The sequence below is a fragment of the Virgibacillus sp. SK37 genome (assembly GCF_000725285.1).
Lineage (GTDB): Bacteria > Bacillota > Bacilli > Bacillales > Amphibacillaceae > Virgibacillus_Q.
Window position 1 is genome coordinate 3661846 of sequence record NZ_CP007161.1, and the last position, 18394, is coordinate 3680239.

Here is an 18394-nt window from a genome sequence, read left to right on the forward strand (position 1 = left end):
CTTAATTATCTAAGTCAATTTCTTCGTCTTGTAAACCTTTTGGAGACTGAACAACTTCCCAACCTTGTAATAATAACTTAGGCAGTTTGTTCTTTGTTCCAAAGCGGCTGACCTTTTCAAACTTATAGAACTCTCCATTTTTCTTTCTGAGAATGTAATATTGATGACCGTTGTATTGGTTGCTCTTAAAGAAGTTTGTAATGTATCCTTCCTCCTGTAATTCTGTTTTGCTTTTCGCCCAATGCTTACTGCTTTCTACAACTTCACCTGTTTTGTAATTTGGATAATACTTAGGCATATGTACCAACTCCTTTCGTTTGTATATCTACAGTTACATATCTGATATTGATTTCCTGCATAAATTATTAAGAATTTAAAATAAATTTAAGGGGATATAAATCCCCTATAAAGTTAAATCCAACCTTTGTCTTTAGCACTCTCGATATTTTTCATAAAGTCTCTAGCGTGCAACATATAGAAATCAATTTCCTTTCTATTCTTACTTGTAAATATAGAGTTGATAGAACCTTGTAAGTTCTCTAATTGACTTCCTTCTAGGTTGTACTTATCAATGAAGTTACTAATCTCAATTATATATACCTCCTTCAGTGCCAAAATACCTTTTTCAACTTGTAACTCTTCCATAATACCTACAATCATTTCTTTTTCTTTACTTACAAATTTAATTTGTGTCATTTCGCATCACTCTCCTTTTCCCATTTTGTATGACACTAGACTGACAAGTTCCTTTACTCTTTTCTTTTGTTTCAGTCTTTCTACATGTAGAATTAGATTTCAAAATTCATTCTCCTGCTATTTTCTTAATAAAAAATGAAGAAATTTTAAATAAAAAATGGAGGGGAAATCACTCCCCACCAACAGCATATTTATGAGCAATTATTCTCGTCCTCTTTGATAATAACTTATGGTAAAATACCATTAAAGCATTCCATAATATAACTGAAATGTGATATTATACAGTAGACTTGGAGGCGATAAAGTGGATATATTATTTGAACAACATTTAATTAGAGTAATAAGCGGAGTAATGGCTGATGATTTTAGAAGTGACTATCAGGGTGATAACTGGAAATTAATTAATGAGTTCGAAGAGAATCTTGGCAGATTAGAATCTATAAGTGAAGGTATGGAAAGTATCGAATTAGAACATATGTATCAAGAAATTATTCAGGATTGTCCTATGTTTCAGGACAATGAACAATGGACTTCTTTAAAATCTGCTATTGAGTTTTACAATCTTTCTATACGTGGAGAAGAATATAGATCTTGGGATAAATAAGCGACTCTTATAGTCGTTTTTTTATATAAGTATATTTGGTATGTACTACAGGCCTGTTTTTAGTAGTATAATGTAATTAAACATCTACTAAAAACGGGGGATACTATGGCTAATAATGATATTCTAAAAAATGTTGAATTTATATATGGCTATATAAGAAGGTCTAGGCAAGATATTCAAAGAGAACGAAGAGTGGAAGAAGATACATTAGCACAACAAAGAGACTTAATAACAGGACTACTGAAAGAACATTATGATCATATTGCTTGGCGATTATTTGAAGAACTAGGTAGTGGTGCAGATGAAATCGAGGGTCGTCCCGTGTTTAAAAATATCATTAACGAAATAGAAAATGACTACGAACGAGGAACAGTGGCTTTTTGTGTCAAAGAAATATCCCGTCTAGGTCGTGGTAGTTATACTCAAATGGGTTTCTTGCTAGACTTGTTGCAACAGAAAGAAATATATGTAATTACCCCTATGAAAATTTACAATCCAAATAACGAAGACGATTTAAGGTATTTAAAGTTCAATATGTTTATGGCGAATCAGGAGTACGACATGATTAAAAGCCGTATGGTCAATGCGCGTTTGTCTTACTCGAAGGCTGGAAAATGGATGACTGGGGGTGGGGGGATCCCTGACGGCTATATATTTAATCCTAAAACGCAGAAGTTAGAGATTGACGAAGATAGGGCATGGATTATTCAAAAGATATTTGACCTATATGTTAATGAAAGAATCGGTTACAATGCTATTAGTACTAGAATGGATAGAGAAGGTATTCTGACTGCAACAGGTAAGCAATATTGGAAACCCACGCATGTAAGAAAAATCTTATTAAACCCAGTTTATAAAGGAACGGTTAGATTTAATGAAACAAAAATGATTACCGTAAATGGCAAGAAGAAAAAAGTAAAAAGGAATCCAGAGGAAGTAATAATAGTGGATAATGCACACCCTGCAATTATTAATGAGGATACCTTTGAAAAGGCAGGACTAATTATGGAAGAGAATCGAAAAAGCCCAAAAGTAAGACTAGACTTTGAGCCTCATTCCTTAGCAGGTTTGATAGTGTGCGATTCTTGTAGTAATAAAATGCAAAGACAATATAGTGTACAGAAATACAAAAAGCAAAGTGGTGATATATCTACCTATCATAAAGAGTTTATACAGTGTTTAGGATGTAAAGTATATATGAGGTACAGAGCCGTTGAAGATGAAATACTAAGAATACTAGAAGAAGACTTTATTAAGGTAGAAGAGAACATTCTCCGTTCCCGTTTAGAAGGATTAATTGATATTGAAAATGCAAGACAACGGAAACAATTAGACCCTACTGATAGAGTGGAAATTCTTGAGGGGAAATTGAAGAAAGCAAATGCTAAAATGAAGAATTTTATTAATATGCATGCAGAAGAAAAAATGACTGAAGAAGAATATATAGAAAACCGAAATGACTTACTAAAAGAAATGGAGGATATTAATGAGCAAATTGATTTCTTTCGTAAAGAAACACAAAAGGAGCAGATTAAGGGATTGAATGTAGAAAATATTCAAGAAGGATTTAAAAATGTCCTTCATTTATACAAAAATGGTGAACTTTCTAGAGGCGAAAAGAACGAGTTGCTAAGGGGAATGTTTGACTATATTATTTTGAAAAAGACTGGTAAAGGAAAATTTGATTTACATGCTTATTTAAAACCGAGTATGCTGTTGGAAAATTCAACTCTCCATTAATTGGGGAGTTTTTTTATTATTTTGGAAATAATTTGGAGTTATCCACATATTATTTAGTATATATCATATAACAACCAATTCATCTGCTGAAATCAACGCAAATCTGCCTGCTTTAAAATTCCCTTCCTGCGTTAATGAAAGCAAATGCCAAAGGAATTTCTCGTCACATTTAAGCATCTCCTGAAATTCCATCATCCCACGGTTTGCTTTATTCAGTTCACCATCAAAGCGGTAGGCTCGCGGATCAGATTCGGATCCAAATTCAGCAATAGTTGAGAAATCAATACTTCCAGTTAGATCCGCAATATCCTGTGATTTCGGATCAGACGGACTAAAGGTTCCAATTCCCACTCGTTTGTCCTCGGAAAAGAAAATTCGTTCGACCTGCACATCCTCCATACGCCCTCCGTATTCTTTTTCCAAACGCATGGTATTCAACGGCGATAAGTTTCCTTCGATACGAATGCCATATTCCTCAAAAAAGTCCTTCCGCAGGTGTTGGGGGATCAAGTGTAGCGGGTCCTCATGCATCGGGCAACCTTTAATAGCATAGACAGCACCCTCATCTGTCCGGGAATATTGTTCCAGACCCCTCTTAAGCATAGTAACAATGGTAGATTTTCCACCACTCACTGGTCCCATGAGTAAGAGGATTCGCTTTCGGACGTCCAACCGTTTAGCGGCAGGATGGAAATACTCTTCTACCAGTTTTTCAATCGCTTCCTCCAGCCCAAAAATTTCTTCCCCAAAAAAGTGGTACATTCGCTTACCGTCTCTTTCCGTTAGTCCGGAGCTTTTAATCATATTATAAACACGAGAATGAGCTGTTTGGGCAACTTCTGGTCTCTCTTTCACAATATCTAAATAATCCGCGAACGTGCCTTCCCAATTCAACTTTCTTTCTTCTTCTCGATAACTTTTCATTTTATTTAATATACTCATGTAAACACCCTCCATTAAGGTCGCGGTTTATTAAATCATATGCAGGCTATTACCTTTCCATGCCTGTTTGTTTTTTCTCGAACCAGAGGGGAAGAGCAAAAATGTAAACGCGCGTAAGTATGGAAGACAAACGAACCCTGGCCCCACTGGGACTAGGATGGTACTACGGATTCTCGCCTCATCAGAGACCGTTTAAGTCATGCTGGCCTCTGACAAGCTTAAGCAAAGATTTGCAGGGAAGTCTTTTGGTCATGTAGAGTTGTTACATAAGAACTAGAGAAGGATAAGAGCTAAACCTGAACGGGTTAATCCACACCTAAATTTTATTTAAACAAATAGAAAACACGAATCATTCAAAAATGACCCGTGTTCATTAAGCTTCTATATATTATCTAAAAACAGACGAATAACGTCCAATCCACCAATCAAGGTTCCAAGGGAGCTACCTAAATTAGCTAATACAACAATAAGTAAAATTCTCGTAACCTTGTTTTGCCAAAACCCTTTCACACTGAAAACGTCTTCTGCCAATGTTTCAAAATCACGCACATGTGGTTTACGTATATATGCTTGAACAATACCGGCAAACCAACCTGCTGCAATTAAAGGATTCAAAGAGGTAATTGGTGCAACGATAAATGCCGTAAGTATTGTTAACGGATGACCAAGCGCAATAATTGCACCTAGTGCTGAAAAGGATCCATTCCATAACACCCAGCGGATCGTCTGCTCCCACCCTGCAGATGGGTTAGCATAAAATGTGTATGCAATGATAGCCAGAATAATTAGCGGAATCGACCAGCCAATTAGTTTAGGTATTTTAGATTTGGGCGGCAATTCCATTAACTTATCCAAGTCATGATCTCGATGGATCTCTTCTGTTATACCAGGCACATGTGCTGCACCAAGTACAGCTACAACTTTATCCCCTGGTGCTTCTTTTATTTTTTGAGCTAAATACTGATCTCTCTCATCAATTAATGGTTTCTTTAGTTTCGGGAAGCTTTCCGTAAAATCATTCAGAATCGAATTAATAGTATCTTGGCTTTTCATTTTCTCAAGCTCTTCTTCTGTAATACTCTCTTTACTAAAAATACTGCCAATCACTTGCATAAGTAAGATAGCCTTACCTTTTAGGCCGATGCCACGCCATATCCGTGAAAAGGTTGTTTGAATGTTCCGGTCAGCAAGCACCAGTTCTGCTTCTATTTCTTCTGCAGACTCCATTCCTTGAATCATTTCCTGTCCAGGATTAATCCCAAATTGCTTGGCCATTCTTTTCTGAAAGGAAGAGATAGCAAGGTTCATTAAGAGCAATGTTGCTTTCTTATCTTTAATGACCTTAAAGATATCCATATCTCTCCATTGATTTCCTTCACGGATCGTTTGATAGCGCTGTTCATCCAACTCAATGCACACCGAATCCGGCTGTTCTCGCTCAATAACTTCCTTTACTTGTGTTGCACTGTTTTTTGATACGTGAGCGGTACCAATTAGAATCAATTCTTTTCCGTCTATATGTATTCGCGTAATATTTTCTTCTTCCATATATAAACCTTCCTTTTGTCAATCTACCTGTGTGTTAAGAGGTATCTGCACTGGCTAATTTCAATTATACGTTAAAATTACAGAATTTTATACTACTTGCATAGTAGTTTCTAAAAAATGTAGGGCGCAGTAGTCTTGGAGCAGATATATTTACTGTGCTTTTGTCCATTAACATACTCTTGTTGGACACTTTCTTCCCTGAAGCTGTTGCTTTTGTCCATTAACCATCTCTTATTGGACACTCCCATTTCAGTAAAATTCCCCGCTGCTTCCTTTTGCTTCAAAGTTTTTTCCTCACACTAAACATCAATATAGTTAGTTCGGAGCATTAATTATCAACAATCCATTCATTTATTTGTTTGTGTGCAGAAAAGTGGTTTGAAATCCTGCGAATTAGCGAGCATTTGTGAGTAAATTGAATCTAACTGAGGGAGTTTATCTATTCTGCGACTTACTGAATAACCAGAAACAAAAAAACGAGGAGGATCCTTTTGGATTTCCTCCTCGTTTTTTTATTGCTCATTCATTTTATTTACTTTTACGCTATAGAGCGGAGTGAAGTCCTATTACAACAGATATTCAATATCGGTAACGATAAAGTTTTTCTTTCGGAGATCCTGTTCGATCTCATCCACCGTTTCTTTATTTACTTCTTCAGGCAGCACAATACAAACTCTTCTAGCATATTTAGAATCGTTATTTAGCGAAATAACACTCTGCACGTTGCAATATTTATTCACGATTCGCAGCATCTTAGTTAGTGCACCGGAATATTCTACTGTTCCAATAGTTAAGGAATAGCTTCCATTATTCGCTCCCCAAGCATTTTCAAGAACTTGAATAACATTTCCGTTTGTTAATATTCCTTCGAATTCTCCAGCATCATTAATGATTGCTAGATAAGGAAGTCGTTTTATAGTAGAAAACACCTTAAAAAAAGGGTCGTTTTCTTTTACAAAACCTTCTTGGTCACGAATCAGTCCTTTAATTGATTCTGTCAGTGGTTGTTCTTTATTTTCGTACTCCAAAATATCTACTTTATAAATATTACCAACAAACTTAGTTTCTGACGCATCCAACACCGGAATACAACGATAGCCCGATTTCTCTATCGTAGCCTTTGCCTGCTCCACGTTATCGGATTCTTTGGCGTAGACTACTTCCCGAATGTTTACATAATCATTTTTTACTAGCATGTTTTTGACCTCCCAAGATTTCTTTTTCTAGGAATACTGCTTTTCTGTCCATCTTGTGATGTATATGCTGGATTCTATAGCTTTATTATAGCATGTATTTCAGTGAACAAAGATGCAAAGTAATAGAAAATAGCTTCATCCATAAATTTGTGAAATAATTTATTTATATATATCCTCTTTACTTAGCGATTTAACTTCCATATGGAATAGTTCAACGTTGATGCAAAGCCTACCCATCCTAGATATGGCAGCATTAATGTCCCCGCAAGACGATCCAACTTATAAAATTGAGTAGCACTCCACCCAATGGCCGCCATCATCATGCCAATTTCCAACAGTGCGACGCCACGAAAATTCCATTTAAAGAATAAAAATGACCATAAAAAATTCAACCCCAGTTGAATGGAATAAGGAGTTATCACAGTTGCTTCGATCTGGCTGGTATCTACTTTTTCATATGCGCGGTATTGAGCAAGGCCCATCATACTATATAAGGAGGTCCATGCTATAGGAAATACTCGTGGAGGCGGAGTGAAAGTAGGCTTTTTTAATTTCTTATATTGTGCCTTGGTATCTTTATTAGAATAGTAGCCAACTAATGCACCACCTACTACTGGTATTAATACCCCTAAAGCGAGACGTTTTTTATTTAACGTGCCATTAACCTTAAAGATTTCCATATGGATGCTCCTATTCCTTCTAATTTATAGTGTTACTATTTTTCCCTGTTTTTACACAATTAAACTAGGTAGATTAATTCAGGCCCTAAAGGGAATATTTTAAAAAAGGAGGTGGTATAAGATGAGTGAGTTAGTTAATCAATTTTTACCCAAAATTAAAAACCTTCCATGTGATCGTATTCTTAATAAAAATGACATTCTAAATGAAACATTTTTACTTCAAGAGGAAAAAAATTTAAAGGTATATTACTCTCCACACAATGAATATGTAAACACAGCTGCCAAAATTGTAATCGTAGGCATTACTCCAGGATGGCAACAAACAAAAACTGCCTATGAAAGTGTAATAAAAAACCTCTTACATTGTGTGAGCAAAGAGGACATACTTCGAAAAGCTAAAATGGCTGCAAGCTTCTCCGGAACAATGCGAAATAACTTAATTCAAATGCTGGATGAATCTGGTGTTGCTGAGACACTAAAAATAGGACATGCCTCTACACTATTTTCAACCCATCGTGATCTCATCCACACTACCTCCATTATTAAATATCCTGTTTTTCATAAAGATAAGAATTATACAGGACACCATCCCAAGATTGAGCAGTCAGAGGTATTAAAACATTACGTATATACTGTATTTCCAGAGGAGCTTAACCTCATTCGTGACGCAGCTCTAGTTATTCCATTAGGGAAAGCTGTTGAGAATACAATCAGCTCAATAATGGAAGAAAGCAAACATACATTATTATCCGGATTCCCACACCCTTCCGGAGCAAACGGCCATCGTAAAAAGCAATTTGTTGAACAAAAGGAGCAGCTAATATCGACAATCAAAAGCTGGGCAGATTAATCCCTGCGCTTATATAACAATAGTAGAGAAACTGGACTCAATTGTTTAAGCATAAGAAAATAAAACATGATACTTTTTTTATTTATTAAAAAAATCTCCTGGCTACCACCCCGGGAGAAAAAACATGGCCTTTCATAGAAAAGAGTAAGATTTACCAATCATTCCATATAAGTTGTTATGTTAACTCGTATCTGTTATCCTAAGTAAGTACGTGCCAAACAGGACCGGACCACTTTCTAGTAAAGAAGATTATTGTGAAATTATTCACAGAAGGAGAGATACTAGCCGACAAATTAATAAAAGGAGTTGATTTAATGAAATCGGCGAAAATAAATACAAATGAAGTAGAGTCAAATGCTCAAGACGATTATTCTTTGGACAAGGTCCCAAGAGACAAACGTACAATGGGATGGTTTAGTGTTACAAACATTGCGTTTGGTATAGCTACAGCCATTTTTTATTTTCAAATGGGAAGTGTTATGGCACTTCAGTTTGGAGCAATGAATGCAATCATTTCAGCTACGTACGCGATCATTGTCGCTGGGATTCTAGGAACCTTTATCGCCTATCTGTCTGCTAAATCAGGCATGAATGTAAACTTATTGTCACGCGGTGGTGGCTTTGGTTACATCGGGGCGTCGTTGACCTCATTTATTTATGCTACAAATTTTATAATGTATTGTGCTTTTGAAGGTCTTATTCTCGTTTCCGCTATTCACACCTTCTTCCCAGTTATACCCGAATGGACGTTAATCGTATTCTTCGGAGCCCTAGTTATCCCTCTCAATTGGTTTGGTATTAAACAACTAGATAAATTACAAAAGTGGTCTTTACCAATCTTCGGTATATTTCTTATTACCGCAATCGTTGTTTCTTTTTATAAGCCTTCTGGCTACGATGGGGCATTTTGGACCTATATGCCTGAAGGTGTAGAAGTCGGGGGAAAAGCCCTCCTTATGTGTATCGGGATGCATCACGGTATTATGGGCTTAACAGCACTTCTTGCATCTGACTATGCCCGCTTTCTTAAGCCAAAAGATACAAAGCTTGGATCTCTGGCCATTGGTTTCATCCCGCAAATCTTCTGTTTTGGCGTTATGGGCGGTTTAGGAATTTGGTTCGGTGTACGTCTTGGCGATCCGAATCCAGGCGTGTATATCGTGTTATTGTTAGGTATGGGAGGAGCCTTGTTCACTTTGCTAACCCAACTGCGGATTAATGTTACCAATGTGTACAGTGCTTCGTTATCTTTATCCAATTTCTTTGAAAATATCTTTAAATTCACACCCGGTCGACGTTTTTGGGTAGTCGTTTCAGGTATAAGTGCTATCCTTCTTATGCTTGGTGGAATTGTAGACCATCTTGATACAGCAATGACCTTCCAAGGTGTATTTTTACTTGCATGGGCAGCCATTTTAGTGACGGATGCCATGGTAGTTAAAAAAATGTTAAAGATTGGTCCAAACTTTTATGAAGCTAGACAGGAGTTTTTATACAAGTGGAATCCAGTAGGTGTACTCTCTCTTATTGTAGCTAGTGGATTAGGAACCATTGCTGCGTTAGGATATATGGGGACCTTTTTGGAAAGTACCGCAGCATTCTTCTCAGCAATACTTGCAGCTGTGCTGACAGTTGTAACAGCCATTATTACAAAAGGGAAATACTACACACATTCCATGCCTGAAGATATCCATGACGATGACCGCATCGCGTAATGTTTTATAAAGTATAGACATAGAATTGCACAAAGCACCCTCTCTTTAGCAGAAAAGAGACGGTGCTTTGTTTTATTAGTATCTTAAAACACTTGGATATTGTAATCATTCGCTATTTAGATAAACTACGAACTAGAGAAAACTTATTTCCCAGTTAATATAAAATAGCTAAATAACAACGCTACGGAAAAATACTGCGCTTTCCGGGGGCGGCTGATGAGCCTCCTCATGCTACGCATTCCGGGGTCTCACCGATGCCTCATCTCCCCCAGGAGTCTCCGTATTTTCCCTTCGCTAACGTTAATTTTTCTAAAGCGATTAAAGATAAAAAATATTTTTCTCTGCTTTTAAATGCATTTAATTAATAAATAGCATATACCAATTGATTGGAGCGGAAGGGGGCAATCTAAGAACGCCACGTCCTGTGGCAACGATTGCATGACCAACGTCCTGTTGCCCCGCGACTCCTGCCGGAATAGCATGAGCTGAAGACACTAAACGAAGCGTAGCGGAGGAAGCGGCTGAGGCCATGCCGGCGGAAAGCGTCCCCCTTTAGTGGAAATCAATGGGTCCATTCACCTCCTAAAAATGAAATAAACTACTACAAAGTTACTTCGGAGTTTCCTCTGAATCCGTAAAAAAATGGGATCGTATAAGATAACGCTTATACAATCCCATTGCTTTTTTAATCTATTTCATCATTTCTTTAACAAGCTCTTTATTACGCGCTTTGAACAACTCATTGTGGGAAGAAACCATTCCCGTATTTTTGGCTTTTGGTTCAATATATTGCTTCGCCTTATTCACTGCATTTGCAGCATCCTGAAATGCACCGGCAATTAAATTTAATTTACCTTCATGTGCTAAAATATCACCTGCAGCATATAGACCAGGCACTGATGACTCACTATTTTCATTCCCATGGACAAAATAGTCGTCTTTTATTTTAATTGGTAAATCACTCTCGCTCAGTAAGGAAGTATCACGTTCATAACCATGGTTAACAATTACTTCATCAATCGGCAAATAAGACACAACACCGGATTCAAGGTTAGTAAGCTCTACCTTTTCAATTTTTTCATGGTTTTCACCTGCTATCAGCTTTGTTATTTGCGTATTAAAGAAGCAAACTACGGAACTGTTTTGCAGCTGAGTGGATTGAGATTCATGACAGGCAAAGTTTCCTTTTCTGCACGTAATGAACACACGACTGGCAATAGGCTCTAATTCGTTAGCCCAATCAATCGCTGAATTTCCACCACCGGAAATAACGACGACTTTATCTTTAAAACTCTTTAATGATTTAACTGTATAATTTAAATTGGAAATTTCAAACCGTTCTGCGCCTTCAATTTCCAGCTTTTGAGGATTTAATATCCCACTTCCAACCGCAACAATTACTGTTTTTGAATAGTGGGTTTCTCCAGAAGAAGTATGTAGTTCAAAAACTCCTTCTGCATTTTTTGTGATATTCTCTACCTTCTCACTCACTACAACGTTCGGATTAAAAGTTAAACCTTGCTCAACAATCTGATCGATAAATTTTGCTCCTGAAATTGGTGGCTGTCCACCAATATCCCAAATCATCTTTTCCGGATACACATGAACTTTCCCACCAAGCTCGGGTTGATATTCAATAATCTTTGTTTTCATTTCCCTAAGCCCACTATAGAAAGCGGAATACAATCCAGCAGGACCTCCGCCAATGATGGTTACATCAAATAATTCATTGCGAGTCAATTGCGTCACTCCTCATCCACTCATTGTAACTGAGTATCATTCTCATTTAACTATACACCCATTCTCGTGAATTTGCAAATAGATATTGACAAACAATAGAACGAAATATATTATTTAAGTTGTCAATAATGAGAATCATTATCATTATTAGTTCGTATTTTCTCTTATGGAGGTCATGCTATGCACCGCCTGTATACAGACGCACTAAATATCGGATATGGAGAGCAGTTGATAGTTAAAGATCTAAGCATCCAAATTCCTGATAAACAAATCACAACCATTATTGGATCCAATGGTTGCGGTAAATCAACACTTTTGAAAGCTATTACAAGAATTATTTCTCAAACATCCGGAAATGTGGTCCTGGATGGTAAAAATATTTTAAAAGAAAACACCAAACAGCTTGCCAGAAAGATGGCTATTCTCCCTCAATCTCCTGAGAGTACAGGAGGTCTGACCGTCGGAGAGCTAGTATCATATGGTCGTTTTCCTTATCAAAGTGGCTTTGGAAGATTGACCCGCCGAGACCAAGAAGTGATCGATTGGGCCTTGGAGGTAACTGGAATATTTGATTTTAAATATCGCCATGTAGATGCCCTTTCCGGAGGACAACGACAACGTGTTTGGATTGCTATGGCCTTGGCCCAGGAAACAGAAATTATCTTCCTTGATGAGCCAACAACTTACCTTGATATGGCACATCAGTTAGAGGTCCTGGAGTTATTGCAACAGCTAAATAAAGAAGAGGAACGCACTATTATTATGGTACTTCATGATCTCAATCAGGCTGCCCGCTTTGCTGATTACATTATTGCTTTAAAAGATGGAGAAATTGTAAAAGCAGGAGACTGTGAAACCATCATGCAGCATGATGTTCTAAAAGACGTGTTTCATATTGATGCCGAAATTGGCAGAGACCCACGAACAAACAGACCAATTTGCCTTACTTATAACTTACTAAAAGGAGAAAAACAAAATGAAAAAGTTGATTCCACTACTTATTTTAATGCTCGTGCTTATTAGTGCTTGCAGTAATGATTCAAATAAAGATTCTGGTTCTGACAAGAAAGAAGAAGCTAATGGTGACAAGAAAGAAACCATAACGTATGAATCCGAGGATGGACCTGTGGAGGTACCTGCAAATCCAGAGCGAGTTGTCGTCTTATCCACGTATGCTGGAAACGTAATGGCCTTAGACGTTCCCGTTGTAGGTGTTGATTCTTATTCAAAAATGAATCCGCGATTTGAAGATAAATTGGAAGGCGTAGAAGAAGTTTCAGAGGACAACCTCGAGAAAATAATTGAATTGGATCCAGATCTGATTATTGGTCTTTCCACTGTAAAAAACTTGGATAAGTTAAAGGAAATTGCTCCAACAGTTACCTATACATATGGTAAAGTCGGCTATTTAGAACAGCATTTGGAAATTGGAAAACTGTTAAATAAAGAAGAAGAAGCCCAAGCTTGGATTGATGATTTTAAAGAAAGAGCACAAAAAGCCGGCGAAGAAATTCGCAATAAAATTGGTGAAGATGCAACCGTTTCTGTAATTGAAAACTTTGATAAGCAAATTTACGTTTTCGGTGATAACTGGGGACGCGGAACAGAAATTCTTTATCAGGAAATGAAATTAAAAATGCCTGAAAAAGTAAAAGAAATGGCGTTAAAAGACGGATTTTATGCCTTATCTCTTGAGGTGCTACCTGAATTTGCTGGAGACTATATGATTTTCAGTAAAAACCCTGACACGGACAACGCCTTCACAGAGACAGATACGTATCAAAATATCCCTGCAGTGAAAAATGATCGCGTATTTGAAGCAAATGCAAAAGAATTTTACTTTAATGATCCAATTTCATTAGATTATCAGTTGCAGTTCTTTAAAGATAGCTTCCTTGGTGAATAAGGCTTGAGAACAGTATTTGGGACAAAACGAAGCGATTCTATAGACTATTTTTAACCATTCCGGAAATCGCTTCGTTCATACACATTCAGAAAATCCGAACTATGATTCATGTCAATTTGAATCGGTTCGGATTTTCATTAACTAATAACCATTTTGGCCTAGCTCGTTATTAAATTTAAAGCCTTTGTGTCCAGATACTTTGCCTTTTTTCAGCATGTGAGCATATGTTACATTAAACAATAGTAGCTTTGCCTATGAAAATACGATCCTGTATACATTTTATATACCATATCTTACATAGAAAGATGCGATACATAATGAAAAGTACAAACCGACCGATCCCAACTCTAATCAGCTTCATACTTGGACTTGCCACCTTAATAGGCATGTTCGTCATTGCTATGACATTTGGTGCTGCAGATGTTCAGTTTTCTCATGTTTGGCAAGCTATTTTTACAAATTCAAATGAAAAGGGTATGTCCATTATTCGCGAGCTTCGCCTTCCCCGAGAGGTTGCTGCAATGTTTGTAGGGGCTGCTTTAGCCGTTTCCGGAGCAATTATGCAAGGAGTGACGAGAAACCCACTTGCCGACCCGGGACTGCTTGGGTTAACTGCAGGTGCGAATATGGCATTAGCAATTACGCTTGCTTTTTTACCTGGAACGGGATATTTCGGTATTATGGTTGCCTGCTTTATCGGTGCATCTATTGGAGCAGGAATGGTTTTTGGTATTAGCGCAATAAAAAAGGGCGGATTTTCACCATTTCGAATTGTTCTTGCAGGTGCAGCTGTTTCTGCCTTTCTTTATGCGATTGCAGAAGGTGTAGGCATCTACTTCAAAATTTCCAAAGATGTATCGATGTGGACTGCTGGTGGTGTCATTGGCACATCGTGGGGACAGGTCCAGGTAATCGTGCCATTTATTACAGTTGGAATTATCATCTCTCTGATGTTATCAAGGCAGCTTACCATTCTAAGCTTAAATGAGGAAGTTGCTATTGGCCTTGGACAAAAAACAACGTGGATAAAAGCTGTTTTATTTGTAATCATTACGTTACTTGCAGGGGCTTCTGTAGCACTTGTCGGAAATATGGCCTTTATTGGTCTTATGATCCCACATATCGTCCGTGCCCTGGTTGGAACCGATTATCGGCTGATTTTACCTATGTCTGTTTTAATTGGTGCTGCCTTTATGCTTATGGCAGATACGCTTGGTAGGACAATCAACGCGCCTTTTGAAACCCCAGTCGCCGCTATCGTTTCTATTATGGGGCTCCCATTCTTTTTATTTATCGTACATAAAGGAGGGAAAGCATTCTTATGATACATCCTTCCTTACTGCGAAAACAACGCATGATACTAATTTTATTAATTTTCCTCATTATCATTACGATTATTATTGGGATGGGTATTGGTGGAACGAGCCTATCCTATGATCGATTACTTCCTGCATTACTAGGAAATGGAACATTTAAAGAGGAGTTTGTGCTTTTCTCGATACGTCTTCCACAAATAATTATTACATTATTAGGTGGGATGGCATTAGCTCTATCTGGATCCATTTTACAGACCGTCACGAGAAACGACTTAGCAGACCCGGGAATTATCGGTATTAATTCAGGGGCAGGCGTTGCGATTGCTATATTCTTTCTATTTTTCCCAATTGAGGGTGGTTCATTTGTATATGCCCTGCCTCTTGTTGCTTTTGTAGGTGCTTTTATTACTGCTGTATTTATTTATCTATTCTCCTACAATAGACGAACAGGAATTCAACCTGTGAAGCTCGTGCTTACAGGTGTTGGATTTTCCATGGCTCTATCAGGAATTATGGTTGTACTTATCTCTTCTGCTGAGAGGGAAAAAGTGGACTTCATTGCGAAATGGCTGGCTGGAAACATCTGGGGAACGGATTGGCCGTTTATTATCGCATTACTGCCTTGGCTAATTATCCTTATTCCATTTATTTTATACAAAGCAAATCGTCTAAATATCCTTGGACTGAACGAACCCGTGGCTATTGGACTTGGTATTTCGATTGAAAAAGAAAGAATTGTTGTTTTACTCGCTGCAGTTGCACTAGCAGCCTCCGCTGTTTCCGTAACCGGTGGTATTGCATTTGTAGGTCTCATTGCACCACATATTGCCAAAGCACTTGTTGGCAGTCGAAATCAACTCTTTATTCCGGTAGCCATCTTAATTGGAGGTTGGTTCTTATTAGTTGCAGATACTATTGGTCGCAATTTGATTGAACCAAATGGAATCCCTGCTGGAATTATCGTAGCCTTAATTGGCGCTCCTTATTTTATGTATCTATTACTAAGAAAATAGGGGAATTGTTCCAAATGTTGGTGCACACAACGTACCACACGTAAACAAGCAGGCACATAATCGATTGTGCCTGCTTGTTTACGTGAGTTTAGGCCTTGGATAGCGAGCTTGTACTTTCTCCTACTTTATTTTCGTCGACGCTTCAATCCCTGAAAGTATGATCTTCAATAAAAGAATGAGCAGCATAAAGGAGAACAATGGTGCCAGGACAATCCAAGGATGATGCAGAAATTCCTTATAGGAGGAGCCGATCAAACCGCCCCATTCATTCGTAATGGAAAGCAACACACTCGTTTCCTCTGTCATATTTATTTGTCTGCTGCCACCAATAAAAATGCCTAATACACCCAGATGAATTAATAATAAGAGTAACTGTATATTATTTTGAATGAAAAAAGTCCCAATCCTCGGCTTGATAATTCTCCAAATGTGTTTCTTAAAAATATAAAAATTACTCACACCTTGCAACCTCGCAATTTTTATATAGTCCATTTGGAGCTCTCCTTTTATTTCGTCGCCAATTAACAAGGCTAATGGAGGTGTACCAATTCCAATTAGTACGAAGGCAAGCAATAGCATAAATTGAAGACTATTTTCCTGAAAAACAAAGAGCATTGGTGCAAGCAGAAAAAAGACAATAATAACAGGTGGTATAATATAGGCAATCTCCACGGCCCGTTGTACCAAATTTTTAAATCGATGAATATAAAACGCATAAATGAGCGCAAGTGCTGAAGATATAATAAAGCGAAACAAGCAGACAATAGTTACAAATAGTATTGTATATTTAGCCCCTGCTAATAAGTTATATAATAAAGGCTCTCCTATATTATTCGTTCCAAAGGGAGGCAATTCCATTGGAGAATAAGGTGGCTTGGCAATTACATTTCCGGAATCGTCCAACATAAGAGTTGGCGCCTTTTCATGTGAGACAATCAGGTCGGGAAAGAAACTAAAAAATATAAGGAGCACAACAAAGCTGATTCCCCCAATTATTTTTAGATTTCCTTTATTACTCCACACCCTCATCACCTACCTCACCAAACGTCCATTTCGTTACAATATATTCGCCCAATTTTATAAATAAATATAACGGAAAATACAACAAAACGAGAACCCACATCAATATACGGAAATCTCCAATACCATATACTTTAACAAAGCTCATGATCCCGCTTAAACGAAGGATTATTTCTAATATTAACAGACTTGAAATCATGTAAAGAAAGATATTTTTGGAGTATTGAATCAGGGTCAAAAGTGTATTTCTGAAAAGGTGAATAAAAAAGATATAGCTTTCCCTGAAACCTCTTGATTTAGAGAATAAGTAATAGTCCTTGGTCTTTTCTTCATCAATCCCAGCAGTCATATATTTAAATAGAAAAAGGCTTGGTATAGAGCTTAAGGCTAGGATGGGCAGTAGATATATTGTTTCTCCACCAAATTCGTAAATACCCAACGAAATTCCGGTTGTTTTGAAAATCCAAATAAAAAATTGAATAGATAGTAAAACAATTAATACATCGGGCATTGCTTCAATGACAAATAAAACTCCTGAAACTACTTTTTTTAAAGTAGCTGTCATCATGTGAAATAGATACGTAAATAAAATGGCTATAACAATGGATAAAACGAGGGAGCCTATGATAATGACGGTAGAATTGAATAACTCGTCCGCCACAGCCGAAAAGAAAGTTACTTCTTCTCCATTACTTAACGGAATAATTATCTTCTGTGGTTGAAACAAATAATAAATGCCTGACCCTAAACTTCTAAAAAAGTAAGTAAAACTTTGAGTTTGAAATAAACCGGGTGTACAGCTGATTAACAATATAACAACTAGAATAAGAATAATTTCTTTGAAGAGCTTGGCTATATTTATTAACATACCTACTCTAAGCCCACCTGATCTTTACTGGAAAGCTTGCCGTCTCTGAACATTAGAGTTATCCCGGAATTTGGTGCTGCACCGTCCCAGCTGTACATCGTGTTCGCATCGATATATTCAACTTCTTCTTCGTTATGTTCTTTGAAATTAATCAGATCCGGTTGGCCCAGCATCTCAATCACATCATCAAATTCCATTCTGTTTTCCAGTTGATTATACTGTTGGATGGTTACAGGGCCATCAGGACTTTGACCAGCACCTTCCTCACAACCTGTCAGAAAAATAACAAATGCTGTTAATACGATAAAAAACAAATTCATTTTTTTCACAGAATTCCCCTCTCCGCTAATTTTTTAGTTAAGTTTCTATATCTATGTAAACTCAATTAACATTATCTGTATTTTATCATACTATTTACCAATTTATTTTAAAAAAATGAATTTTATGATATTTAATGCCGATTTAGTAAGATCCAACTATATACAGAGCAAATAATTTTAAATGTTGATAATATAATGCACGCTAAAAGGCTCTCCATCTCACCTGTTAGGTACTGTTTG

At 37.2% G+C, this 18394-nt stretch carries 17 protein-coding genes and 1 pseudogene; 8 read left to right on the forward strand and 10 right to left on the reverse strand.

Annotated features, from left to right (window positions below; translation table 11 throughout):
* Window position 1: 1 nt before the first annotated feature.
* Complete coding sequence (locus tag X953_RS18070) at window positions 2-298, reverse strand: hypothetical protein (protein WP_040956785.1); 297 nt, start codon at window positions 296-298, stop codon at window positions 2-4.
* A 113-nt stretch (window positions 299-411) separates the two neighbouring features.
* Entirely contained in the window at window positions 412-696 is a 285-nt protein-coding gene (locus tag X953_RS18075) for a hypothetical protein (protein ID WP_040956786.1), read from the reverse strand.
* Between the two features lie 304 nt (window positions 697-1000).
* Between X953_RS18075 and X953_RS18080 the strand changes: the two genes are divergently transcribed.
* Both X953_RS18080 and X953_RS18085 read left to right on the forward strand, forming a co-directional pair.
* On the forward strand, window positions 1001-1300 hold the full coding sequence (locus tag X953_RS18080) for a hypothetical protein (RefSeq protein WP_040956787.1): 300 nt from the start codon (window positions 1001-1003) through the stop codon (window positions 1298-1300).
* 105 nt (window positions 1301-1405) lie between these two features.
* Entirely contained in the window at window positions 1406-3040 is a 1635-nt protein-coding gene (locus X953_RS18085; RefSeq protein ID WP_040956788.1) for a recombinase family protein, read from the forward strand.
* Between the two features lie 69 nt (window positions 3041-3109).
* On the opposite strand, the pseudogene X953_RS18090 reads toward X953_RS18085, so the two are convergent.
* The 4 genes and pseudogenes from X953_RS18090 to X953_RS18105 form a co-directional block, all read right to left on the reverse strand.
* Window positions 3110-3982 (reverse strand): annotated as a pseudogene (locus tag X953_RS18090) (protein prkA); the annotation flags it as partial.
* Window positions 3983-4363: 381 nt separating this feature from the next.
* Window positions 4364-5530 carry a TraB/GumN family protein gene (locus X953_RS18095; RefSeq protein ID WP_040956789.1) on the reverse strand — a complete coding sequence of 389 codons (1167 nt, stop codon included), beginning with the start codon at window positions 5528-5530 and terminating at the stop codon, window positions 4364-4366.
* Window positions 5531-6096: 566 nt separating this feature from the next.
* Entirely contained in the window at window positions 6097-6726 is a 630-nt protein-coding gene (gene cbpA / locus X953_RS18100) for a cyclic di-AMP binding protein CbpA (RefSeq protein ID WP_040956790.1), read from the reverse strand.
* Window positions 6727-6908: 182 nt separating this feature from the next.
* Complete coding sequence (locus tag X953_RS18105; RefSeq protein WP_040956791.1) at window positions 6909-7406, reverse strand: TspO/MBR family protein; 498 nt, start codon at window positions 7404-7406, stop codon at window positions 6909-6911.
* A 121-nt stretch (window positions 7407-7527) separates the two neighbouring features.
* On the opposite strand from X953_RS18105, the gene X953_RS18110 reads away from it, so the two are divergent.
* Both X953_RS18110 and X953_RS18115 read left to right on the forward strand, forming a co-directional pair.
* A complete protein-coding gene (locus tag X953_RS18110) occupies window positions 7528-8256 on the forward strand; it encodes a hypothetical protein (RefSeq protein ID WP_040956792.1) in 729 nt (242 codons plus the stop codon).
* Window positions 8257-8570: 314 nt separating this feature from the next.
* Window positions 8571-9971, forward strand: coding sequence for a cytosine permease (locus X953_RS18115; RefSeq protein ID WP_040956793.1), 1401 nt, complete (start codon window positions 8571-8573; stop codon window positions 9969-9971).
* Between the two features lie 690 nt (window positions 9972-10661).
* Here the strand turns inward: X953_RS18115 and X953_RS18120 are convergent.
* A complete protein-coding gene (locus X953_RS18120) occupies window positions 10662-11711 on the reverse strand; it encodes an NAD(P)/FAD-dependent oxidoreductase (RefSeq protein ID WP_040956794.1) in 1050 nt (349 codons plus the stop codon).
* A gap of 180 nt (window positions 11712-11891) precedes the next feature.
* Here X953_RS18120 and X953_RS18125 point away from each other — a divergent pair, with 180 nt between their 5' ends.
* The 4 genes from X953_RS18125 to X953_RS18140 all read left to right on the forward strand — a co-directional run bounded on the left by X953_RS18125 (window position 11892) and on the right by X953_RS18140 (window position 15946).
* Window positions 11892-12734: an ABC transporter ATP-binding protein gene (locus X953_RS18125; RefSeq protein ID WP_040956795.1), complete on the forward strand. Its 843-nt coding sequence runs from the start codon at window positions 11892-11894 to the stop codon at window positions 12732-12734.
* On the forward strand, window positions 12688-13617 hold the full coding sequence (locus tag X953_RS18130) for an iron-hydroxamate ABC transporter substrate-binding protein (protein WP_040956796.1): 930 nt from the start codon (window positions 12688-12690) through the stop codon (window positions 13615-13617). Before X953_RS18125 ends, X953_RS18130 begins: the two co-directional genes overlap by 47 nt.
* A gap of 317 nt (window positions 13618-13934) precedes the next feature.
* Window positions 13935-14942, forward strand: coding sequence for an iron ABC transporter permease (locus X953_RS18135; RefSeq protein ID WP_040956797.1), 1008 nt, complete (start codon window positions 13935-13937; stop codon window positions 14940-14942).
* Window positions 14939-15946 carry an iron ABC transporter permease gene (locus tag X953_RS18140; protein WP_040956798.1) on the forward strand — a complete coding sequence of 336 codons (1008 nt, stop codon included), beginning with the start codon at window positions 14939-14941 and terminating at the stop codon, window positions 15944-15946. Before X953_RS18135 ends, X953_RS18140 begins: the two co-directional genes overlap by 4 nt.
* Before the next feature lie 120 nt (window positions 15947-16066).
* Here X953_RS18140 and X953_RS18145 read toward each other — a convergent pair whose 3' ends face one another.
* From X953_RS18145 to X953_RS18155, 3 genes are read right to left on the reverse strand one after another with little or no spacing between them, the layout of a single operon-like run.
* Window positions 16067-16975 carry an ABC transporter permease subunit gene (locus X953_RS18145; protein WP_232217751.1) on the reverse strand — a complete coding sequence of 303 codons (909 nt, stop codon included), beginning with the start codon at window positions 16973-16975 and terminating at the stop codon, window positions 16067-16069.
* Window positions 16959-17834: an ABC transporter permease subunit gene (locus X953_RS18150; RefSeq protein ID WP_052350201.1), complete on the reverse strand. Its 876-nt coding sequence runs from the start codon at window positions 17832-17834 to the stop codon at window positions 16959-16961. Before X953_RS18150 ends, X953_RS18145 begins: the two co-directional genes overlap by 17 nt.
* A gap of 2 nt (window positions 17835-17836) precedes the next feature.
* Complete coding sequence (locus tag X953_RS18155; RefSeq protein WP_232217864.1) at window positions 17837-18154, reverse strand: DUF3862 domain-containing protein; 318 nt, start codon at window positions 18152-18154, stop codon at window positions 17837-17839.
* Window positions 18155-18394 lie beyond the last annotated feature (240 nt).